Origin of the sequence: Paenibacillus paridis (assembly GCF_006345825.1) — a bacterium.
Lineage (GTDB): Bacteria > Bacillota > Bacilli > Paenibacillales > Paenibacillaceae > Pristimantibacillus > Pristimantibacillus paridis.
In genome coordinates, this window is record NZ_VCIX01000058.1 from 1 (window position 1) to 24,289 (window position 24,289).

Below are 24,289 nucleotides of genomic sequence, written 5' to 3' on the forward strand. Positions count from 1 at the left end.
TCTCGTCGGATCCGTCGGCTTCGTCACAGTCGCTCCGGAGAGGATACCGGCAGCGCTCACTACCGCGCTGCCTTCCTTCGAATCGAACGTTACCGTGTACGTCGACACCGGAATCGCTGTCCACTTCGCATACAAAGTCGTATTTGCACTTACTGTATCCGTTAAGAAGTTCCACGCCGAAGCATAGCCCTCATCCTTATACCAGCCCGAGAATGTATAACCCGCTCTCGTCGGATCCGTCGGCTTCGTCACAGTCGCTCCGGAGAGGATACCGGCAGCGCTCACTACCGCGCTGCCTTCCTTCGAATCGAACGTTACTGTGTACGTCGACACCGGAATCGCCGTCCACTTCGCATACAGCGTCCTATACACGCTCCACTCATTCAAGATTACCGTATCTGTGGAGAAGTTCCATGCCGACGAGAAGTTTACATCCACATACCAACCCGAGAATGCGTAGCCCGCTCTCGTCGGATCGGATGGCTTCGGGACGGTCGCTCCGGAGAGAAGGCCGGGCGCGCTCTCAACCGAACTTCCTCCTTGCGAGTCGAACACCACCGTGTACGTCGGCGTCCACTTCGCGTACAACGTCGTATTCGCATTTATCGTATCCGTATCGAAATCCCATAAGGTAATGTAATTTCCTTCCTTATACCAACCCGCGAAGAGATAGCCATCACGGGTTACCTCCGGCCTTGCAATCGTCGATCCCGGACTGACTTCATTCAGGTCCGCGACCGGATCGACACCGCCATTATTCTCGTTGAAGGTTACCTTGTAGCCCGTCGGCGCGGCTGCTCGCGTTACCGTCAGGGTGTAGTTGGCCGTAGCCAACCCATTCTCCGACGTGACCACGACCGCAATCGTATTGCTACCGACCTCCAAGGGAATCGCCTCAGATAACCCGCCGTTCGCCACGCTTTTTCCGTTTACGGTAATCGTTGCATAATCCATTTTGGCCACCGGATATACTCTGGTGCTCTTCGCGCCGTAGGCGAAGTTAACGGAGTATTTCTTGTTATCGTCCGGATCCACAACGGGTATACCGTTGTTCAGCCCCAGTTCGATAAGCGAAGTGTCCGCGCCCGGAAGGCGATTAATAAGCAACGTATAGGTCCGGGTTGTCGTCCCGTCTCTCGCCGTCACGACGACCGTTATCTTGTTATCTCCCATTAGTAAGCCAATGGGCACTTTGACGCCTCTTGTCGCTTCGATTCCGTTTACCGTGACGGTCGCCCCGCTATCCTCGGGTTGGGGATCGATCAGAACCTTGTTCTGGCCGATGAAAGATATCAAATCATAGAACGGCAAGCTCTTATTGAACCCAAAGCCGACAGGTAAATCCCCCGGTATTTCGCTTTCCAGAAATAGGCCTAGAAAATTCAATATGGTGTTGCTCCCCGGCCCACCCGCTCGAGTTACCGTTAAAGTGGTGATTTTCTTTAACGCTTCATAAGGGGATGACGGCGTCACCAGAATCTCTATTGTGTTAACTCCAACATTCAGGGCAATTGCTCCCGACGGACTGCCGCTAGCTACTTCTACGCCGTTTACCTCAATCTTGGAATCAGCGTCTACCGCCGTCGGCGTAACCATTATCTCGCTCACGTTGTTCGCAACGTCCGCATAGAATTTCCAAGTGTCCATGAGGTCCTCCACAGCCTTGCCGCTAGACAAAGTTAATGTGGTTAGACTCGTGACTCCGCTTCCTGCAGAAGAGTAAGATGGAAATAACCCCATTACTATTAATAAAACCGTAAACAATGAAATACCCCGCCTAATCATTAGTCTCTACTCTCCTCTTGTCGTTGTGCTGATAGAGTCCATTAGTCACTCTTGAGCTATACAAGCCATAATATCTACTATAAAAGATAGCAGGGCTGAATTGACCTACCCGATAGGGTAGTTCTATGAGCTAAATCGGGTAGTTAGGTCCATGTTTACGGATTCGGCTGCCCTTGGTTATAAAATGGAAAGGAAACCCCTGAGTCTAGAGGTCTCCGCGTTCAAGTCAATAAAAAACGCCAAGCCGGATGAGATCCAGAGCTTAGCGTCCTCTTGGTGTTCCGGTCAACCTTTATGAGCGCTGAAGGCCACGCCTTCGTTTATCAGGCGAGCTATTAATGATAAGACGCCATTGCAATTCGTTCCAGGACCATAGAAGTTGGATGATGACGATCGCGACCAACGCGGATTTTACCAATGACAACATAGTATATCGGAACGTTTGGAACAGATTGCATCCGTCCAGGGTCGCGTCTTCCTATCTTCATACCAGCAACGATCACTTCCGGCCATCGTATCTCCTGCCCGACCCGCTTGCCACTCTAGCTCCGCAGCACTGCACTTGGTTGAAAAAAACTAAGTATTGTTCAGCTGTTACCGATCTCCAAAAAAATGAATCACACATTACATTAGATAAGTTTGGTTTGCTGTAAAAGCTTCCATACGATCATAGCTACTTCCGCCCGGGTGATATACGCTTTCGGCGCTAGCGTGTTTTCTCTGCGGCCCAATACCAGGCCAGCCTCCACTACCATCGCCGTACCGCTTCTCGCCCATTCCGATAGGCTACTCGAATCTACAAAACGGTGGAGCGAAGCAGAGGGATTAACCAACTGCTGGCTTTTATCCGTATGAATCAGCATCATGGCTTTGGCAAGCATGATAAACGCCTGTTCGCGCGTTATGTTATCGTTCGGTCGGAACGTATCGTCGCCGAATCCTGAAATTAAGCCATACGCATAGGCCGTTTGCACGGCGCCGCTATACCACTCATTCTCCTTCACGTCCACAAAACGCATCGGCCCCTTCACCCTGCTCAGCCCAAGGCTCCGCACGAGGATTCCCGCAAACTCAGCTCGGGTTATGTCGCGATTGGGATGGAAGAATCCGTTTACCGGAGCACTCAGAATCAGACGCGACCCCAGGTCGTTTACGGCTGGTTTGGACCAATGCTTCTCCACGTCGGTGAAGCGTTGCGAATGATGAATAACGGCATAGGTGCCATTCGACAGGTCGCTGATTTTCACATAGCGTTTGCCGTCGACCTCCACGATTCTGCTTGGAACATGACGAATCGTTCCATTCGGTTCAAGAGCGACTGCTGTCGTGATCCGATTCACATCCACCTCCGGCGCAATCGCAAGCAGTCTATCTGGGTACTTCGAATACCGGACCTCGTCCTCCGTCTTATCGCCATACTCCACCTTGATGGCAAACGTGATAGCTGGCGAGATGATATCCGCATCTAACCGCTCGGCTGCATCCTGCAAGCGCTTGGATGTTTCACTCGTAGCATGGCCGACGGAGAGCCATACCTTTACGTCTTGCAGCAGGATTTGGCTACCCAAACGATCCGCGACGATCGCATCGCTATAGATTGAATGCGCAGGCAGCGTGAAGACCATCTTCTCCGTCTGAATGACCAAGGTCGTCGCTTTCTGCTTCAGGTCGTGAAGCAGTTGGCCGTTTAGCTTGATGTTTACCATATCGGAGCCATTAGCCGCGACAATAGACAGGACAGCTCCCGGCTTTTCTTGCCCTAACCTGGCCGTTAGCTTCGCGGAATCCAACTCGGCCGTGATGACCGTTCGCCCCGCTAGGGTCGTTGCGATGACAGGACCAAGCTGTTCTACCTGCTGCCCGTTCACCAAAAATTTCAGCCATTCCATCGTTGGGGACGAAGTCTGCGGTGGTGACGTTGTGATGCTCGCCGTCGGCCTAACGGAATGAGATGCAGCAGATACGGCACCAGGTCCGACGCTGTTGATTGCCCGAACCGTAAACGTGTAGTCCGTCCCGTTGGTCAGCCCTGTTACTTCCATTTGTGTTGTCGTTCCGACTACCGTAATTCCGCCCGGACTAGTCATCACCTCATACCTAAGAATGGCGCTCCCCCCATGGTCAGCCGGAGCATCGAAACGAACCGTGGCTATCGTGTCGCCCGCGCTCGCTCGCACGTTCGTCGGAGCCAGTGGCACCGTTGCAGGTATCGTACTGGCTTCTTCCGAGAAGGGGCTTGAGCCTCCCAAATTGCTAGCCTTGACCGCAAAATAATAGATAACTCCATTGGTTAACCCTGTCACTTCGTAGTTTGTATCCCTCACCGTAGCGACGGAATCGCTGAAATCGCCCGAAACCGTCGCTACATAGATCTCATATGCATCGGCATGCTCCACCGCCTCCCAATGCAAGGCAACGCTTCGATCTCGGGCTATAGCTTGTAGCGAAGTCGGGCTTGCAGGCACGCCAGGCAGGGTAATGTTCTGCGTAACGGTAAAGGTCCGATCGCTCATATGGGTAGCGGATACGGTAACCGTTGTGGTATAACTCCCGGCTTCCAAACCATCCTTGACTTTGACTGTAAAACTGGTGGACGGCGCACCGCTATTCAAGGTGGAGGCCGGCTGCGAGATTTCAAAAACTTCGGCGTCTGCTCCCCCCTTCGCTACGGATAAGCCTGTTAAATGTCCCGTACCGGTATTCGTAACGGAGATCACCAGCGATTGCTGAGTACCAGGTCCATACCCTTGCGTCAAAACAGATGCATTCTGATGATCTATCGCTTCTATTTCATAGGTAAGAACCTCGGTTGCGGTGACGGAAACGACATTGCTTGTTACGCTCGCTGACTTCGTTCCGCTCACGCCCGCATTCGTGTTCGTCACTACGACGTAATAATACCTTGTGCCAGCCGTTGCCGTCGGTGCGTTGTAGCTTGCACTGGTCGCTCCATTCGCCAACGTGCCTCCGCTCGTGCTGTTGCTGCCGTTGCTATACCACTGATAGCTCAGCACACCTCCATCGCTCACGCTCGCTGCTACGCTAAGCGTCGCCGTTCCTCCAACGTTCACCGTCTCATCCGTCGGCTGCGTACCGATGCTCGGCGTCTCTGCGTTCACTAGCGCGTTCACCGTCAACAATGCAGTTCCACTCGTCACGCTCGCTGTCTTCGTTCCGCTCACGCCCGCATTCGTGTTCGTCACTACGACGTAATAATACCTCGTGCCAGCCGTTACCGTCGGTGCGTTGTAGCTTGCGCCGGTCGCTCCGTTCACCAACGTACCTCCGCTCGTGCTGTTGCTGCCGTTACTATACCACTGATAGCTCAGCACACCTCCATCGCTTACGCTCGCCGCTACGCTAAGCATTGCTGTTCCTCCAACGTTCACACTCGCATCCGTCGGCTGCGTACCGATGCTCGGCGTAGCCGCGTTCACGAGCGCGTTCACCGTCACCAATGCTGTTCCACTCGTCACGCTCGCCGTCTTCGTTCCATTAACACTCGCATTCGTGTTCGTCACTACGACGTAATAATACCTCGTGCCGGCCGTTGCTGTCGGTGCGTTGTAGCTTGCACTGGTCGCTCCGTTCACCAACGTGCCTCCGCTTGTGCTGTTGCTGCCGTTGCTATACCACTGATAGCTCAGCACACCTCCATCGCTTACGCTCGCCGCAACGCTAAGCGTTGCTGTTCCTCCAACGTTCACACTCGCATCCGTCGGCTGAGTACCGATGCTCGGCGTAGCCGCGTTCACTAGCGCGTTCACCGTCACCAATGCTGTTCCACTCGTCACGCTCGCTGACTTCGTTCCGTTCACGCTCGCATTCGTGTTCGTCACTACGACGTAATAATACCTCGTGCCGGCCGTTGCCGTCGGTGCGTTGTAGCTTGCGCCGGTCGCTCCGTTCACCAACGTGCCTCCGCTCGTGCTGTTGCTGCCGTTGCTGTACCACTGATAGCTCAGTAAACCTCCATCGCTTACGCTCGCCGTTACATTAAGCGTAGCCGTTCCTCCAACGTTCACACTCGCATCCGTCGGCTGCGTACCGATGCTCGGCGTAGCCGCGTTCACTAGCGCGTTCACCGTCACCAATGCAGTTCCACTCGTCACGCTCGCCGTCTTCGTTCCGCTCACGCTCGCATTCGTGTTCGTCACTACGACGTAATAATACCTCGTGCCGGCCGTTGCCGTCGGTGCGTTGTAGCTTGCGCCGGTCGCTCCGTTCACCAACGCGCCTCCGCTCGTGCTATTGCTGCTATTGCTATACCACTGATAGCTCAGCACACCTCCATCGCTCACGCTCGCCGCTACGCTAAGCGCAGCCGTTCCTCCTACGTTCACTGTTGCATCTGCCGGCTGCGTCCCAATGCTTGGCGTAGCTGCATTTACGAGTGCGTTCACCGTCACCAATGCGGTTCCACTCGTCACGCTCGCCGTCTTCGTTCCATTAACACTCGCATTCGTGTTCGTCACTACGACGTAATAATACCTCGTGCCGGCCGTTGCCGTCGGTGCGTTGTAGCTTGCGCCGGTCGCTCCGTTCACCAACGTGCCTCCGCTCGTGCTGTTGCTGCCGTTGCTATACCACTGGTAGCTCAATATACCACCGTCGCTCACGCTCGCCGCTACGCTAAGCGTCGCTGTTCCTCCAACGTTCACTGTCGCATCCGTCAGCTGCGTCCCAATGCTTGGCATAGCTGCATTTACGAGTGCGTTCACCGTCACCAATGCGGTTCCACTCGTCACGCTCGCCGTCTTCGTTCCATTGACACTCGCATTCGTGTTCGTCACTACGACGTAATAATACCTCGTGCCGGCCGTTGCCGTCGGTGCGTTGTAGCTTGCGCCGGTCGCTCCGTTCACCAACGCGCCTCCGCTTGTGCTGTTGCTGCCGTTGCTATACCACTGGTAGCTCAATATACCACCGTCGCTCACGCTCGCCGCTACGCTAAGCGTCGCCGTTCCTCCAACGTTCACACTCGCATCCGTCGGCTGCGTCCCAATGCTCGGCGTAGCCGCGTTCACGAGCGCGTTCACCGTCACCAATGCGGTTCCACTCGTCACGCTCGCCGTCTTCGTTCCGTTCACGCTCGCATTCGTGTTCGTCACTACGACGTAATAATACCTTGTGCCGGCCGTTGCCGTCGGTGCGTTGTAGCTTGCACTGGTCGCTCCGTTCACCAACGTGCCTCCGCTCGTGCTATTGCTACTATTGCTATACCACTGATAGCTCAGCACACCTCCATCGCTCACGCTCGCCGCTACGCTAAGCGTTGCTGTTCCTCCAACGTTCACTGTCGCATCCGTCAGTTGCGCCCCAATGCTTGGCGTAGCTGCGTTCACGAGCGCGTTCACCGTCACCAATGCGGTTCCACTCGTCACGCTCGCTGACTTCGTTCCGTTCACGCTCGCATTCGTGTTCGTCACTACGACGTAATAATACCTCGTGCCAGCCGTTGCTGTCGGTGCGTTGTAGCTTGCGCCGGTCGCTCCGTTCACCAACGTGCCTCCGCTCGTGCTGTTGCTGCCGTTACTATACCACTGATAGCTCAGCACACCTCCATCGCTTACGCTCGCCGCTACGCTAAGCGTCGCCGTTCCTCCAACGTTCACCGTCTCATCCGTCGGCTGCGTACCGATGCTCGGCGTCTCTGCGTTCACTAGCGCGTTCACCGTCAACAATGCAGTTCCACTCGTCACGCTCGCTGTCTTCGTTCCGTTCACACTCGCATTCGTGTTTGTCACTACGACGTAATAATACCTTGTGCCGGCCGTTGCTGTCGGTGCGTTGTAGCTTGCACTGGTCGCTCCATTCACCAACGTGCCTCCACTCGTGCTGTTGCTGCCGTTGCTATACCACTGGTAGCTCAATATACCACCGTCGCTCACGCTCGCCGTTACATTAAGCGTAGCCGTTCCTCCAACGTTCACACTCGCATCCGTCGGCTGCGTCCCAATGCTCGGCGTCTCTGCGTTCACCAGCGTATTCACCGTCACTTGAGCTACTCCACTTATCACGCTAGCCGTCTTTGTTCCGCTCACGCTCAAATTCGTGTTCGTCACTATGACGTAATAATACTTCGTGCCAGCCGTTGCCGTCGGTACATTATAGCTAGCGCTTCTCGCTCCATTCACGAACGCGCCTCCGCTCGTGCTGTTGCTGCCGTTGCTATACCACTGGTAGCTCAATACACCTCCATCGCTCACGCTCGCCGCTACGCTAAGTGTAGCCGTTCCTCCAACCTCAATCGTCGCATCCGCTGGATGCGTCCCAATGCTCGGCGTAGCCGCGTTCACGAGCGCATTCACTGTTACCGAAGCAATATTGCTCGTAATGCTCGCTGATTTTGTTCCCACAGCGCGCGAATTTGTATTCGTCACCTCGACGTAATAGTACAGAATCCCATCAGTGGCAGTCGGCGCGTTATAGCTTGCGCTGGTCGCTCCAGTCACAGGCGTACCACCGGAGGTGCTGTTGCTGGTATTGCTGTACCACTGGTAGCTTAACGTTCCGCCGTCTATGGTGTATGCCGTCACTCTAAGCGTCGCCGTTCCTCCCACATTTACCACCTGATTCGCTGGCTGTGTACTGATGGTCGGAATGTCAGCGTCAATCAACATCCTGGCTGCCCTAACCTGACCGGAATAACCATTTGCTTCACCCCAAAAAGCATATAAATCACCATTGAATTGTTGCAGGGAAGGTTCCCAAGCTGTATCGACAAAACCGGCATTAATACCATTTGAACCACCATCATCTACAGATGACCAACTGGTTCTATCATACTTTTTTACCCGAATTTGAGCTCTAGTAGTGCCATTATCTTCGAGCCATGTAAGGTATAAATCATTATTAAACACCATCGGTTTAGGAAAAGATGCGGCCCTGTTAACATTTACATTTAAGCCAATTGAACCTCCGCCATCGACACTCGTCCAGCTTGCTTCATCATACTTCTTGACTCTAATCTGACTACTCTCATACCATGTTGCATACAGCTCATTATTAAATTCAATTAATTCGGGCGCTAATGCGTTGAAAGAAGGATCTACGTTTATGCCGTCGCTTCCTCCACCATCGACACTAATCCAACTGGAGCCATCATATTTCTTTACTCTCACTTGTGCAGCCCAACGACCATATTCATACCAAGAAACGTATAAAGTGTTGTTAAATACGGCCATCGTCGGATAGGTTGCAGAACTCAAAGGATCTGCGTTCAAACCTGTAGAGCCTCCGCCATCGACACTCGTCCAATTGATACCGTCAAAGCTCATTACTCGAATCTGATTAACTCCGCCATCTACCTTCTCATGCCAAGCTACGTAAAGGTTGTTGTTCAATACGGCCATGCGTGGAGCAGACGATGTTGCCGAAGCGCTTCCATTCAAGCCACCTTCATCCACACTGATCCAACTGGTTCCATCGTATTTTTTTGCGCGAATCTTACCCGTTTCCTCCCAAAACAAGTATAAAATATCCTCATATACAATTAAGGAAGGGTTAAGCGCTCGCTCTGCTGAATTTATATTTAGACCTGTCGCACCGCCTCCGTCTACGCTTCTCCATGTTGTTCCATTAAAGCTTTTTACTCGAACCTGATTAACTGACGATGCCCTTTCAATCCAGGCTGCATACAGAATATTACGGTGTACAGCCGTACGCATAGCTTGCGGTGCATGACTCGAAGTGTTCACATTCAGGCCAGTAGTCCCGCCGCCATCCACCATAACCCAATTAGAAGCTGCTGCCTCAGCCGTTCCAGGCCCAGCTATCAACGTCAGCAGCATACTTACTATTAAAAGATAAATCAGCGATCTGCGTTTCAAAAGCTTCATAACTATCTTGTTCCTCCTTGTAATCCCATTTCTATTCTGAAAAAATAACAACCATACTCGACTACCCCACCTCTAAACTCTATCCCTCCCGTCAAAGATTTCGATACGATTCCTGTATTTTTTGTCAGAGTATTTCTGTGTTGGTCTGATTGAGTAATGCTGGCAGCAAAGATGGTGGACCACTTGCGTTACCTTGTGCTGAGTAATGGAGAAGAGTCCGGGGACATGATGTGGCTAAACTTATGTATTGACACAGAGGCATCTTGATTAGCAGCAATTAGATGTTGGAAAAAACCACATTTAAAAAGATCTAAATACTCGCTTTCCGTAAGGCAAATCTAAATTAAGTATAACGGTTAAAAAACAAAAAATGACCTACCTAAGCGGGTAGGTCAACAAGGAAAAGGGGTAGGTAAACGTAGGCGTCCTATAATTATATTTCTAACTAACTTGTCTCCCACAAGCTCTAAAAGACCCGCTATAATCACATTTCTAACTAATTTCGCTCTAAAGGGACTCTAAAAGTCAGGCCACAGTCTGCTCGGTCATTATATTTTATTTTTTAACACAAGAATATTTTGGCCCTGTTGTTTGAACTGCACCCCGTCAAGTAGACAGTACAAATAAAAGCAGTCTCTCTAAGTAAAAGATTAATCATATGAATACTTATATCCGTAATTTCAGACTCCTCTAGATTTTGAAACCCTTCAATATTATTTAGATCGTAATAACGAAGAATGGAACTAATATTTTGGGCGAGAGTCTTAGGGATTTCATTTTCGGTAACTATCCCCCAGTCAACCCCCTGACGTTCCCAGTATACTTTCTCAATTTCAAATTTCTCTAAAACACGCTTGTCGGCTAAGTCATCTTTACATTTTAATGTTCTTGCAGTATGAAGTATTTGACATCATGTAGTTCACCCAAATGATATTTGGCAATCCCCAAGTTATTAAAGGCTTCAAAAGTAGAGGTTATTTCGATGGACTGTAATAATATATGTGCTGCTTTTTCCCACTCTTTTCTTTCGACATAAATTTCACCCAACAAGTTAAATGGAAAGTAAGATGAAGTGATTTATATCGGGGCTAGGGGTTATAGCATTTCTCAATACAAAAATGACTCTTAAGGATAAATATATCCCTAAGAGCCATTACTATCAAAATTTGTTTCAAATTATCAATCTTTATTATAAATTTTTAAAAGGAAACAACTCCCTACTCCACCGTCACACTCTTCGCCAAGTTACGCGGTTTATCCACGTCATGCTCAAGAGCAAGGGATGCATAGTAAGAAATCAGCTGCAGCGGAATCACCGACAAGGCTGGCGACAGGATTGGAAGGGTCTTCGGAATCGCGAACAGCTCATCGACAGATTTCGCTACCTCTTCTTCCGAGCCTTCGTTCGCTATGCCAAGAACGTGTGCACCGCGCGCTTTCACTTCTTTGATGTTGCTAAGCGTTTTCTCGTACAGCTCTTCCTGAGTTACCAAAGCGATAACCGGAATACCATCCTCGATTAGCGCTAGCGTACCGTGCTTCAATTCACCTGCAGCATAAGCTTCGGAGTGGATATAAGAAATCTCCTTCAGCTTGAGCGAGCCTTCTTGCGCGACAGCGTAATCTACGCCGCGGCCAATGAAGAACAGGTGTTTGTGGCTAGCAATTGATTCAGCAACCTGCTTAAGCACATACGCTTGCTGCAAAATATGCTCTACTTGTTCAGGCAATTTATGCATAGCTGTAATAACTTCTTCGATATATGCTGCTTCTTTTGTCTCCAGCGTTCCTGCAAGATGCAAGCCGAAGAGATAGAAAGCAATTAGCTGCGAAGTGTAAGCTTTTGTCGAAGCTACCGCGATTTCAAGACCTGCCCAAGTAATGAGCACATGGTCCGCTTCGCGGGCAACCGAGCTGCCGACAACGTTGGTGATGGCAAGCACGCGAGCGCCGTTGCGCTGTGCTTCACGAAGAGCCGCAAGCGTATCTGCTGTTTCGCCTGATTGGCTAACAACGATAACGAGCGTATCCGGTGTGATGATCGGCGAGCGGTAACGGTACTCCGATGCCACGTCCGTTTCTACCGGGATGCGTGCAAGCGATTCAATCACCGATTTGCCGACAAGTCCAGCATGGAATGCCGTACCGCAGGCCACGATGTGGACTTTGCGAATCGATTTTATATATTCAGCTGACATACCCAGCTCTTTTAATTCAACGGATTTGCCGTCTTCGGAAATACGGCTCATCATGGTATCGCGGTAAGCCTTTGGCTGCTCATGAATTTCCTTCAGCATGAAGTGATCAAATCCGGCTTTCTCTGCGGTTACCAGATCCCAATCGACATGGAATATTTCCTTGGAAATACTTTCGCCTTCAGTCGTCATCACTTCGACAGCATCACGTGTCAAGATCGCCATTTCGCCGTCGTTCAAAATGTACACATTGCGAGTATGCTCCAAAATTGCCGGAATATCCGAGCCAATGAAGTTTTCACCCTCGCCAACGCCGATAACCAGCGGGCTTGCAAAACGTACCGCTACCAGGCGGTCCGGTTCAAATTCAGTCAATACGCCAAGCGCGAACGCTCCACGCATACGTTTCACTGCGCGTTGTACCGCTTCAACGATATTGCCGTCATACTCGTCTGCGATCAGATGGGAAATGACCTCCGTGTCGGTCTCCGATACGAAAATATGTCCCTTCGTCACCAGCTCTTCCTTCAGGTTTAGGTAGTTCTCAACGATTCCGTTATGAACGACTGAGAACTTCGCCGTGTTGTCCGTATGCGGATGCGAGTTCACGTCTGATGGTTTACCATGCGTTGCCCAACGAGTGTGGCCAATGCCGACAGAGCCTTCAAGCGGCTCTTCGCGCAGCAAGCCTTCAAGATTCGCCAAACGACCCTTCGACTTTGTAATTTCAAGCCCGTTCTTCGTAAAGACAGCGATACCGGCAGAGTCATAACCCCGGTACTCCAGCTTCTTCAATCCTTCGAGCAAAATGTCCTGCGAGTCGCGTTTACCAATATATCCTACAATTCCACACATAATTTAATAGGCCTCCGATTAGGTTATTTTCCCGCCCAAACCGGATGCCTGCCAATGCGTGGCACAGGCAATATGAAGTTGTCACAAAGTAATCCCAATTATTGCGGAAAATGTAACCCCTCTGCCCATGCCCACCCATTGGTGGCATCTTGGACATACGGGAGAATGAATCATATACGAAGCCTGCCGCACGATTGTATGACCGGTCGCCCGGCCGTTTTACGTAACGGCTTTCGGTTGGCTTATAATACCGGAAGGTCCCCGCCGAATGTTTCGAACACCTTCACCTCGTCAGCTTCCCGTATGAACACCCGCTTCAAGCTCAATCTTCCAAGCTCTACAACGAATCATTCATCACGCAAGCTCTGGCGCTTAACTTGCTTAATTAACCTCGATCCTCGCTTTCCTTCTTGAATCACACTACCTATCATATTCATTTTCAACAAACTGTGCAACCACTGTGTGAAAATATCCACAAGTATCTTCCAAAATAAGGAGTCGAAAGCCAGCCTTCTACACGATCTGACAGGCTTTCGACAGCATCTTCACTATGTTTAACCTAGCTCACTTTTAACGACGTCAGCGATTTGATCCACATAAGCTTCGACTTGTTCTTTCTCAGGACCCTCCGCCATGACCCGGATCAATGACTCCGTGCCCGATGGACGAACAAGCACGCGGCCGTTGTCGCCTAGCTCAAGCTCTACGCGCTTTACGGCTTCTTCGATAGCCGTATTGCCTTGGTACAGGCTCTTGTCGGCTACACGCACGTTAACGAGCTTTTGCGGGTACTTGCGCATTAGCCCTTTCAGCTCGCTAAGCTTCTTGCCTGAAGCAGCAAGCGTATCCACCAACTGGAGAGCCGTAAGAATGCCATCGCCTGTCGTAATATGATCCAGGAAAATAACATGGCCGGATTGCTCGCCGCCCAAGTTAAAGCCGCCACGGCGCATTTCCTCCATCACGTAGCGGTCGCCTACAGCCGTTTGAGCGGTTTTCAGTCCGATACGCTCAGCGCCCTTGAAGAAGCCGATATTAGCCATCACCGTGGTCACGATCGTATCTTCCTTCAGCTTGCCTGCGCGTTTCATCGCATCGCCGATAATGCACAGAATGAAGTCTCCGTCCACTTCCTCGCCCTTCTCGTCAATGGCAATAAGACGATCGGCATCCCCGTCAAAAGAAAGTCCGAGGTCCGCGCCGTGCTGCAATACCTGCTCACGCAAATATTCCGGATGCGTCGAGCCTACGCCCGCATTGATATTCAAGCCGTCCGGCTCAGCGCCAACGGTAATAATATTCGCGCCAAGCTCGCGGAATACGGACGGAGCAAGCTCATACGCAGAGCCGTTCGCGCAGTCGAGCACGATTTTCAAAGCGCTGAACTCGCCTTTAATCGTTGTTTTCAAATAATCCAGGTAACGCTGCTTCGCGCCTTTATCGCTTGATACCGCTCCGATATCGCCGCCCTCTGGGCGTGGCAATTCATCCGTGTCGGCATCGATCAACTGCTCGATTTCGAGCTCGGTATCATCCGATAATTTAAAGCCATCGCCAGCGAAAAATTTAATGCCGTTATCCTCAACAGGATTGTGCGATGCCGAGATCATAACGCCAGCATCGGCGTTCAATTCGCGCGTAATGTAAGCAACCGCAGGTGTCGATACGACGCCAAGGCGAACAACACTTGCGCCAATAGACAGCAAGCCCGCGATTAGCGCGGACTCCAGCATTGGCCCCGAAATCCGTGTATCAAGCCCGATAACCACCTTTGGTTTTTTGGCTTGACGCGTCAAGACATAACCGCCGCAGCGGCCGATTTTGTAAGCTAGCTCCGGTGTAAGCTCGCGATTGGCTACGCCGCGCACACCGTCTGTTCCGAAATATTTCCCCATAATAGATAATGCTCCTTTGTTATATGCTGCAATCATTGTTTTTGGTTAGTTGTTCCTGTTCCGCATTCATTTGAATTACCCTTATGCTCCGCTAGTTGCATTGCCGCCACTGTTACCGTTACCGCTCCCGTCGGTGGTAGCAGGGGTTGGCGTAGGCGTCGGGGTTGGCGTTTCCTCTGTCGGAGTTCCCCCGACCTCCTCGGATTCTTCCCCATCGGTGCCGCCAGCGGCTTCCTCCGCTACAATTTCAATCGAAACCGTAAGCGTCTGCCCCTCTGCAAGCACCGTCTGTACGTAGGATGGCACATCCACCTGCAGCGTCACCTCATGAATGCCCGGCGCAAGCCCCTCTACGTTAGCAATGATGCTGATCGCCTCTGCCTTAAGTGCAGACAAGACCGACTCCGCACCGCTGACAGTTAAGTTAAACTTCCCGTCCGCAGGCGTGCGAACTGTCGCAGTCGTACCGCTCGCAAGCCCTTCAATGGCGATTGGCATGTCAGTGAAGGTTTTCGTAATATTCGGCGCCACGACTACCTCAAGCGTAACTTCGCCTGGATCAATCGACTTGATGCCGTCAATAGACTCAGTCTTCGCCTGTATGCTGCCGGACTGCTTCACCTTCGAGAGATCCAGCACGACCCCATCATAGACTTGAAGCCCGTCTAACGTCTTCTGATCGCCATATACGGTAACCTGATCGATCGTCGGCTTAACAGACACCAGACTTAATCCCTCCGGCAGCGTGCCCGTGTAGCGCACCTGAAGAGGCAGCTTCTTGAACGGAGGCGTAATCTTAACTTCTACATGTACGGTAGACGGAGAGATGATCGCGTTCGTCATTTCAATGCCATCTGTATCATATACGACAACTTTTGCTTTTTTGTTCACAATTGTTTTATCTGCGCCTTCGACGTCTACCTCAGTCGTGACAAGCCCAACTCGGCTCATATCATCCTTCGGCAGCGTAACCTGTACGCCATCTGTAGGCGAAACCACGCTTGCAGCTCCTAGAACATAGCCGTCTGCCGGCTTGCCTTCGGTTACGACCTGCAGCTCAAAAGGCTTGGTCAAAATCTCTTCAATTTGCACCGTTACCGTCCGTGGTGACATTTTTACCAGCAAAATCCCCTTAGGCAGGTCTACGGTAAGCGGCAATTCCTGAATGCCGGGCTTTACGCCCTTCAAGTCCACCTTCACGACATAATCATCGGTGGAGGAAGCCTTAAGCAGATCAGTAAGCCTGCCCTGCACGTCGAGCCGTACGACGGTAGGCTCCATGGCTGTGAGCACGTATTTTTTGGTATCGAGACCATCTGGCGTAATGACAGAGGCCTCAATCGTCTTGGTATCAATATTCGTAGTCATCGTCTGCGGCGACGTATCCGGATCAATATGTACAACCGCCCATAGCAGCAGCCCGACAATAATCGAAATAATTTTCAGAGAGGTAGGATGGCTTAGCCACTTATCCATCTTGGCCTCCTTTCCGCTTCCAAAGCGACGATATCGTCGCACGTTCCTTCGTGCGCCCGTTCGTCTTCGGAGTCAGCTCGTCAAAGAGCTTCGAGATCAAGGATTCCTCGTTGATATCCCGGACAATCATGCCTCCGAGTGACAGGGATACTTGTCCAGTTTCTTCCGACACGGTGACGGATATGGCATCCGTGACCTCACTCACGCCAATCGCCGCGCGGTGGCGCGTGCCCAGCTCCTTGCTGATAAAAGGATTTTCGGACAGCGGCAAATAGCAGCCTGCTGCCATAATCTGATTCGAGCGGATGATGACCGCACCGTCATGAAGCGGCGTGTTCGGCGTAAAAATATTAATGAGCAGCTCGGAGGTAATCCGCGATTCCATCCGAATGCCCGATTCGATGAGCTCGCTTAGGCCCGTTGTGCGCTCGAATACGATTAACGCTCCGATTTTGCGCTCTGCCATGAAACGGACAGCTTTAATCACGCCGTCTATTTGCTCATTAACGACATCCCGATCAAGCGAATATGACCTCGCAAACAACTTGCCCCGTCCGAGCTGCTCCAGTACTCTTCTCAGCTCCGGCTGAAAAATAATGAGCACGCTCACGATTCCGAACGTGAACATCTGGTTCATTAGCCACTTCAGCGTGTACAAATTAAACCAAGTGCTCAGCGCCCATACGGCAACTAGGATAAAGATTCCTTTCAGAAGCTGAACCGCCCGCGTCCCGCGCACAAGCAAAATCATTTTATAAATAATATAGCTGACTATGCCAACATCGATGATGTCCTTTAACCAGTCATGCCAAGTCGAATCCGAAAAATAACTCATATGCCAACCCCCAACAGCTGATCCCCTTATTCTGGTCTATACTGGTTTTCAACTTTATTATTTTCTAGATGTGGGATTGGAAATCCTTTTTTTCAAAAAAAAATAAAAAATGCCTCCCTGCAAGAGGGAGGCAGCCGACATTAACGAGCATTCCCGCCAAACGTTTGCGTCACTTTGTACCAGAACCAATCGAGCGCTTGATCGATGGTCCGGCTCTGCCCCGCGATATGGCCGGTGGAAGCCAGATTCAAGGTACCGTCTATAACAGTAACATTCCCATCTACTTCGCCTTTAACCTCGGCTGTTCCATTTTCTACCGTTAGGTTGCCAGTTAAATGGGCCCCCTCGGGTACAATTACGGTGTTGCCCTCTATAATGACCTGCTGAAGATCCTCGCCCGCGACGATCAGCTTGGTGTCCTCTTCCCACATGGTGAAGAAGCTTCCCAGCATTACGAGTACGAACACCGCAGCAGCAGTTACGCCCGGATAGCGGTAAATAAAGCGTACGATCCGGTTCCGCTGGTTGCTTCGTTTCTTCGGCAGCTGCTGCATAATGCGCTGCGTCAATTGCTCTGATGCTTTCAGGTCGTAATCCGCGGCAGGCTTAAGCGCTTCTAAAGTCTGGAACGCCGCGGCGTCCGTCTTCTGGAGCTGTTCAAACCGACTGCGGCAAGCCGGACAGGAAAGCAAATGAGATTTTAACGTAACGATATCTTCACGCGGCAGCTCGCCGTCCAAATAGTCATGCATCCATACGATGGCGACGTTGCAATTCATAGCAGCCAGTCCTTTCTTTCCATTGCTCGCGCATTAAGTTCTATTCTCGTTATTAGGATACGTTGCTCGCGAGGGGATGTTTCACTTTTTTTAAAAATGTCGCAACTCACCCTCCCAAGCCCAAAAAAGGTAACCATTTATCCCTGAAATAAGCCAATGTCCAAGGCAGACATGGCTTCACTAGTTTATGTTCAGTAAGAAATAAGGGTTATAGCTTGTGCTCCAGCTTCTTTCTCAGAAACTCCCTGCCGCGATGCACGCGGGTCTTGATCGTCGTCACAGGCATGTCCAGCACATCACCTATCTCCTGCAGCGACAAATCCTGCATGTAACGCAGCGTCATCACGCTCTTATACTTGGGCGGCAGCGAGGCAATCGCCGAATGAATGATCCGCTGGGTATCCGAGAGCAGCAGCTCCGATTCCGGCGTTCGGTTATCGCTCGGTATCATGGAATACCCGTCCAACCCTTCATGGTCGTTCGATTCGGCATCAAGCGAGTAAGTGGGCTTCCGCTTGCGCAGCCGATCAATACATAGGTTCGTAGCAATTCTGTAGATCCATGTCGAAAATTTTAACGTATCATCATACCGATCCAGATTTTTGTATACGCGAAGGAAGGTGTCCTGAACGACATCCTCCGCCTCCTGGCGGCTGTTTAACATTCGATATGCCATATGAAAGAGCTTATCCTGATAGAGGTCAACAAGCTCAGCAAATGCCTGCTGATCGCCTTTGAGCGCTAACTTCGCCAGGCGTGCTTCCAATACATTCACCTTAACTCCTCCAAACCTTCCGTTCGTTCAACTGACCGGTATGCCATAGACCATGCATGAGCCGCCGTCCAAAGCCGCTTACAATTACGGAAAATTGTACGCAAGCAACCGCCCGCCAAGCCTAAGGCCAGTAACCGCAGTGAGCGATGTGTCAGCCTTTATCTATGTAAATCTTTAATAGGATTATCTATGTATTTTCGTTGCCGAGGCATTCACCATATTCATCGTTAACGTCATCAATATTGCCCGGCTATCTTATATGGCAATAGAAAAATCGTAATCGACCTGAACTGAAAAAGCAAGGCAATTGAAAAGAAAATGCCATTTTGTTGCAGCATATCTCCCTGACGGGATGGTTAATTTACCACGTACAGCCCTGAACACAGTCGATAAAATGGACGATGCCGAGTTTATTTTCTGGCGTACGTTTCGAATGGCAACCATTTAGCCAATTATATACGTTTAATGCCCGCTCAGCAATCGACCTGAGGCTAGTTTCATGCTTCGACTTCCGGCTAGGCTGCATGGATTGTAGATGCCAAAAAAAGCTCAGGCACCTCGCGGCTCCCAAGCTTTTCTCTACACTTTGCTGACGCTAGAAATTATAGCGTATTTGTTTTCAATTGATCGAGCACCTTCGTAATGGTCGATGTCGGAATCGCGAACCCAATGCCCTGCGCTTCCGCGTTCACCGCTGTATTAATGCCAATTACTTCACCATGCTCGTTTAGAAGCGGTCCGCCAGAGTTGCCTGGGTTAATGGAAGCGTCAGTTTGCAGCAAATGCTCATATTCATGGTTACCTTGTTCATCCGCAATCGTAATTGGACGTTCCTTGGCACTTAGAACACCCATCGTCAGCGTTTGGTCGAACCCATATGGATTGCCGATCGCCATCACCCAATCTCCGATTTTGGTTTCATCAGAACTGCCAAGCTTGAGCGAAGGAAATGCTTTTCCGTCAGGGCTCTCTACCTTAAGTACGGCCAAATCGAGATCATAGCTAGAGCCAAGCACTTTAGCTGTCAACGGCTCGTCATAGCCTTGTACCGTCACCTTAACCTCTTTGGCATCTGCAATGACATGCTCATTCGTCAAAATATAACCGTCCTGCTCGAAGAAAAATCCGGTTCCCGAACCCACCAGCTCTAGCTCTGCAGCGCTTTGCTGCTGCTGTTGCTGTTCTTCCTGCTGACCTCCTCTGCCGGATTGCCCGCCACCAAAAAACTGCTGGAACCGCTGATCATCAAACATAGAGCTGGAACTAGCCGCTTCACCGTAGTTTTCAATTTTCACAACCGCCGGGCTTGTTGCGGCATACACAGATGCGATATCCTCGCTTGTGCTAAGTGACGCGGTTGATAAGCCCGCATCCTGCTGCGTCGTGTTGCTCACTACACTGGAGCCCGTACCCTGAACCGCCGCTGTCCCTCCGCTGAACAAATTATTTTTGTCCGCCATGTACGAGAAGCCTCCGATTACCATCGCGCCGATCAGAAACGATGCGAGCAGCGTTTTTGGCGAGCTTCCTCCGGGACGTTTCTTCTTACTCCTCTGCTCTTCATGAGGAGTATGCTCCGACTCTTGCTGGAGTCTCAGCTCCCTCTCATAGGTTGCTCTCAAATCGTTACTCGATTTGGTAGATTCATAGATATAAGTAGTGACCGATGGTGACTGGTTGTCCGTGGCGAATGTATGCGCAGCAGAGGTATGAGTGGCAGTTTGATTCGTATTCGAATGATTATTTGCATCATAGTTCGTATTATTGTTCATTTCGTTATTCATATCGTTGTTCGCATTCATGCGTTTGTTTTCCTCGTTCAATGTGATCATCCTCTCCAATGTAGGTGTCTGTTTCCCATGTACCTATCATGCAGGATGTACCTTAAACGAAACTTAAGCCGATTATAAATGAACATAAGAAAACAACGAAGTTATGTTTTTCTTCTTGTGGGGGATTCTATTATAGTAATCTATATTTTTGTGATCTCAAAAGCTTCATATTACCTCACAAGTTTAAGCCTATAGTCCATTGTTGCTACCCCGCCAGATTGGATCTACTTTTTAGACCTCTCTCTCCACAAACCCGCCCTTTACTGCCCGTTTGGAGCCACTCGGCCAGAATAGATCTACTTTTTAGATCTATTTCCACTAATTGGCTCATTTCCAATGATATAGATCTACTTTTTAGATCTATTCCTCCACAAACCAGCTTTTTACTGCCCATTTGGAGCCACTCGGCCATAATAGATCTATTTTTTAGACCTATTTCCACCAATTGGCTCATTTCCAATGATATAGATCTACTTTTTAGATCTATTCCTCCACAAACCAGCTTTTTACTGCCCATTTGGAGTCACTCGGCCATAATAGATCTATTTTTTAGACCTATTTCCACCAATTGGGGCGTTTTCGATCAAATAGATCTATTTATTAGATCTATTCCTCCACAAACCAGCCTTTCACTGCCCATTTGGAGCCACTCGGCCAGAATAGATCTATTTTTTAGACCTATTTCCACCAATTGGGGCGTTTCTGATCAAATAGATCTACTTTTTAGATCTACGTTTAACAAACCTTCTCCCGCACGCAGTAACTTCAGCCATGACTCCTACTATTTCATATGTCAAAACACCTTCCGCCTATACACTCCCCATACCTCACGCTTCCCACGTTTTCAACACTTTCAACACTTCCTACGATTCCAACATTGCCACTATGTGCGCCTTCCCACCAAATACCCTCACTATCTCCTGCAAACGCAAAAATAGCCAGTCAAGGCGCTGACGCCATGACTGACTATTTGGTAACCCTTGCCGCCGAAGCGGACAGTTAGATGAATTAGCCCGTATTCCGAAGTCCGGCAGCAATGCCGTTGATCGTAAGCAATACTTCGCGAAGCAGCTCTGGATCATCCTCTTCGTTATCGCGCAGCGCGCGAAGCTCGGTGAGCAGTTGCACTTGCATGTAGCTGAGCGGATCAACGTACGGATTGCGCAGTCGGATGGATTCCTGGATAACTGGAACGTTATCCAAAATTTCCGTTTGTCCCGTAATGCTTAGGATCAGGTCGGAAGTCAGCTTGTATTCCTGCTCGATTTGCTCAAAAATACGGTCGCGGATCGTTTTGTCCTTGATCATATCCGCGTATTCCTTCGCGATAACCAGATCTGCTTTAGCCAAAGCCATTTGCAGATTGTCGATGAGCGAGCGGAAGAACGGGAACTTCTCGTACATCGTACGAAGCGTATTCAGCTTGCCCTCGTCACCTTGAGCATACTCGTTCAGCGCCGTGCCCGCTGCATACCAAGCTGGCAGCAAGTAGCGGCTTTGCGTCCATGCGAACACCCATGGAATGGCACGCAAATCTTCGAAGCGATCGCTGTTTTTACGCTTAGACGGACGTGAGCCGATATTCAGCTCACCAACCTCAGGCAGCGGTGTCGATTCCTTAAAGTACGTGAGGAAATCCGGATCGCGGAAAATAAGATCCTGGTATTTCGTAAGCGCCGTCTCGGAAATCGAACGCGAAATCTCGTCCCACTCGGCTTCCGCTTGCGGAGCCTGCTCTGGGTATTTCGCCAAACGCGCAGACGTGATAAGCGCCCATGTCGCTTGCTCAAGGCTGCGGTAAGCGATGCCCTGCATCGAGTAGCGCGAGGAAAGAACCTCGCCTTGCTCGGTAATCTTAATGCCGCCACCAACCGTATGAGGCGGCTGTGCAAGTATGCTGCGGTTAAGCGGCATGCCGCCGCGGCCAAGCGCTCCGCCGCGACCGTGGAAGAACTTCAGCTTCACGTCGTACTCTTTGCCGGTAGCTGTGATTTCCTTAAGCGCTACGCGCAATTCCCAGTTCGCCGTCACCGCTCCGCCGTCTTTGTTGCTGTCGGAGTAACCCAGCATGATTTCATGCAGGTTGCCGCGTGCTTCAACCGCTTGGCGGTAAATTGGCATCTCAAACAGTTCCTTCATGATGGCAGGTGCCGCATGCAAATCGTCAATGGTCTCGAACAAAGGTACCGATTGCAGCGTACAGCGAATCGTGCCGTCAGCTTCCTTACGGAACAGGCCAACTTCCTTCGCAAACACCATGACTTCAAGCATGTCGCTTGCAGCCTGTGTCATGCTGATCAGGTAGCTGGAGATGCAATTGACGCCAAACTCCTGCTGCGCACGATAAATCGTATGGTAAACGTTCAAGCATTCACGCGTCGATTCCGTATAATCCAGGTGACCCGACGTAAGCGGTCTTGGATCATTAAGAAGACGGTGAAGCAGATCTGTTTTTTCTTCTTCGGAAAGTGCCGCGTAATCCGCAACCACATTCATTTTTGCCAAAATCTCGGCCATCGCATTTTCATGCTCTTGGCTGTGCTGACGAACATCAAGCGCCATCAGATGGAAACCGAACAGCTCCACTTGGCGAACAAGCTTCGCAAGCGCCGTATCTGCTACATAATCAGCGAAGTGATGGCGCAGGCTGCGGTCAATGACAAGCAGATCCGCACGCAGCTCATCCGGGTGATTGTAACGCATAGGTGAACCTTTAAGCGACTCATCACGCGTATTAGCCAGCTTCTCAAGCATAAAGCCAAGCTTGATCCGGTAAGGCTCCTTCGTGTTTCTCCACAGCTCGACGCATTTCAGCTCGACATGCTCTCGGTCCGAACGGATCGATTCCACAAGCTCATCTGAAACCTCAATCAGGTTCGTGCTGAAGCTTAGCAGATCCATTAGCTCTTCGAGCTTCTCTTCATACTTGCGGAGTGCCAGCTGGCGGTGAAGCGAGAGCGCCTCCCAAGTAACCTTTGACGTAACGGAAGGGTTACCGTCGCGGTCGCCGCCGATCCATGAGCCAAAGCGAAGGTAATCTGGCACATGCCAGTTTTCATCCGGATAATATTTGCTCAGGCAACGTTCAAGCTCTTCGTAAACGTTTGGAAGCACCTCAAACAACGTTTCGTCAAAATAATACAAACCGTTGCGAACCTCATCGATAACTGTAGGTTTGCGATCCCGCAGCTCGTCAGTTTGCCACAAAATAAGAACCTCATTCATGAGCTTCTCACGCAGCTTCTCGCGCTCACGGTAAGTTAATGTCGGATTATCAAGCTCCATCACATCAACGGCAATCCGTTTATGAATATCAAGCACCGCACGGCGAGTCGCTTCGGTCGGATGCGCAGTCATAACTAGCTCCAACGAAATGTTGCTCAAAATTTCCTGTACATCCGGCATGGAAATGCCGCGTTCCTTCAGGTCCTGCACAGCGCTCTCAATTGAGCCGCGTTGCACCGTCTCGCCTGCAGAAACCTCGTAATCACGTTTCCGTCTAATCCGGTGATTTTGCTCGGCAATGTTAACAAGCTGAAAGTAAATCGCAAACGCACGAATGACTTGATGCCGAATTTCTGGGCTTAGGGAAGAGATGTTGCCTTTGAATTGATCAAATATTTCCGGTACAAATTCAGCGCGAAGCGCCTTGCTTTGCTCACGGATCCGTTCCACGATATCCAGCAGCTCACGGCCGCCTTGATGAACGAGAACATCCCCGAGTATGTTACCTAAAAACCGGACATCGCGTCGCAGCAAATTGTTAGCCTGCTGCCGATTTGTCGTCAAAGTAGATGCAGATTGATCCGACATACTGTTCCTCCTAAATTTATGCGAAGCAGCAATTGCTCCGTAAGCATTTACTTGTTTTGGCAAGGCGAAAACCGCCTCGAAAGCTTGCACTTAAAACGTGAACGTTTTTTGACTTCTACCATCATACTACAAAATCCAACAGGGTTGAAGCCCTCCCGCCAATCCGTTAAAAATCAAATCAGCCGCGTAGCCGTGGGCAGCTTGCTCT

General features: G+C 50.6%; 11 protein-coding genes. All 11 read right to left on the bottom strand.

The window, feature by feature from the left end; all coding sequences use genetic code 11:
* Nucleotides 1–1,647: InlB B-repeat-containing protein (locus FJQ58_RS01935; RefSeq protein WP_202915194.1), on the bottom strand; the 1,647-nt coding region annotated here is incomplete at its 3' end.
* A gap of 767 nt (nucleotides 1,648–2,414) precedes the next feature.
* A complete protein-coding gene (locus tag FJQ58_RS01945) occupies nucleotides 2,415–9,626 on the bottom strand; it encodes an S-layer homology domain-containing protein (protein WP_139990769.1) in 7,212 nt (2,403 codons plus the stop codon).
* A gap of 562 nt (nucleotides 9,627–10,188) precedes the next feature.
* The gene (locus FJQ58_RS01950; RefSeq protein ID WP_139990785.1) at nucleotides 10,189–10,530 is read right to left on the bottom strand and encodes a TnsA endonuclease N-terminal domain-containing protein; all 342 of its coding nucleotides are present in this window, start codon (nucleotides 10,528–10,530) and stop codon (nucleotides 10,189–10,191) included.
* 313 nt (nucleotides 10,531–10,843) lie between these two features.
* Complete coding sequence (gene glmS, locus FJQ58_RS01955; protein WP_139990770.1) at nucleotides 10,844–12,676, bottom strand: glutamine--fructose-6-phosphate transaminase (isomerizing); 1,833 nt, start codon at nucleotides 12,674–12,676, stop codon at nucleotides 10,844–10,846.
* A gap of 554 nt (nucleotides 12,677–13,230) precedes the next feature.
* Nucleotides 13,231–14,571, bottom strand: coding sequence for a phosphoglucosamine mutase (glmM, locus tag FJQ58_RS01960; protein ID WP_139990771.1), 1,341 nt, complete (start codon nucleotides 14,569–14,571; stop codon nucleotides 13,231–13,233).
* Between the two features lie 81 nt (nucleotides 14,572–14,652).
* On the bottom strand, nucleotides 14,653–16,047 hold the full coding sequence (locus FJQ58_RS01965; protein WP_139990772.1) for a CdaR family protein: 1,395 nt from the start codon (nucleotides 16,045–16,047) through the stop codon (nucleotides 14,653–14,655).
* Nucleotides 16,040–16,882 (bottom strand): diadenylate cyclase CdaA, encoded by an 843-nt coding sequence (gene cdaA / locus FJQ58_RS01970; protein ID WP_139990773.1) that lies wholly within the window; start codon nucleotides 16,880–16,882, stop codon nucleotides 16,040–16,042. The genes FJQ58_RS01965 and cdaA overlap by 8 nt, the downstream gene beginning before the upstream one ends.
* A 140-nt stretch (nucleotides 16,883–17,022) precedes the next feature.
* A complete protein-coding gene (locus tag FJQ58_RS01975; protein WP_139990774.1) occupies nucleotides 17,023–17,661 on the bottom strand; it encodes a zf-HC2 domain-containing protein in 639 nt (212 codons plus the stop codon).
* Nucleotides 17,662–17,869: 208 nt separating this feature from the next.
* Nucleotides 17,870–18,436, bottom strand: coding sequence for an RNA polymerase sigma factor SigW (gene sigW / locus FJQ58_RS01980; RefSeq protein WP_139990775.1), 567 nt, complete (start codon nucleotides 18,434–18,436; stop codon nucleotides 17,870–17,872).
* A gap of 602 nt (nucleotides 18,437–19,038) precedes the next feature.
* On the bottom strand, nucleotides 19,039–20,259 hold the full coding sequence (locus FJQ58_RS01985; RefSeq protein WP_238403730.1) for a S1C family serine protease: 1,221 nt from the start codon (nucleotides 20,257–20,259) through the stop codon (nucleotides 19,039–19,041).
* Between the two features lie 1,017 nt (nucleotides 20,260–21,276).
* Nucleotides 21,277–24,081 carry a phosphoenolpyruvate carboxylase gene (gene ppc, locus FJQ58_RS01990; RefSeq protein ID WP_139990776.1) on the bottom strand — a complete coding sequence of 935 codons (2,805 nt, stop codon included), beginning with the start codon at nucleotides 24,079–24,081 and terminating at the stop codon, nucleotides 21,277–21,279.
* Nucleotides 24,082–24,289 lie beyond the last annotated feature (208 nt).

What these genes read in the sequence shown, in the direction of transcription:
- FJQ58_RS01975 (WP_139990774.1), bottom strand. Translation starts at nt 17,661, where the DNA reads ATGAATTGCAACGTCGCCATCGTATGGATGCATGACTATTTGGACGGC.
- ppc (WP_139990776.1), bottom strand. Translation starts at nt 24,081, where the DNA reads ATGTCGGATCAATCTGCATCTACTTTGACGACAAATCGGCAGCAGGCT.
- FJQ58_RS01945 (WP_139990769.1), bottom strand. Translation starts at nt 9,626, where the DNA reads ATGAAGCTTTTGAAACGCAGATCGCTGATTTATCTTTTAATAGTAAGT.
- glmS (WP_139990770.1), bottom strand. Translation starts at nt 12,676, where the DNA reads ATGTGTGGAATTGTAGGATATATTGGTAAACGCGACTCGCAGGACATT.
- FJQ58_RS01965 (WP_139990772.1), bottom strand. Translation starts at nt 16,047, where the DNA reads ATGGATAAGTGGCTAAGCCATCCTACCTCTCTGAAAATTATTTCGATT.
- cdaA (WP_139990773.1), bottom strand. Translation starts at nt 16,882, where the DNA reads ATGAGTTATTTTTCGGATTCGACTTGGCATGACTGGTTAAAGGACATC.
- glmM (WP_139990771.1), bottom strand. Translation starts at nt 14,571, where the DNA reads ATGGGGAAATATTTCGGAACAGACGGTGTGCGCGGCGTAGCCAATCGC.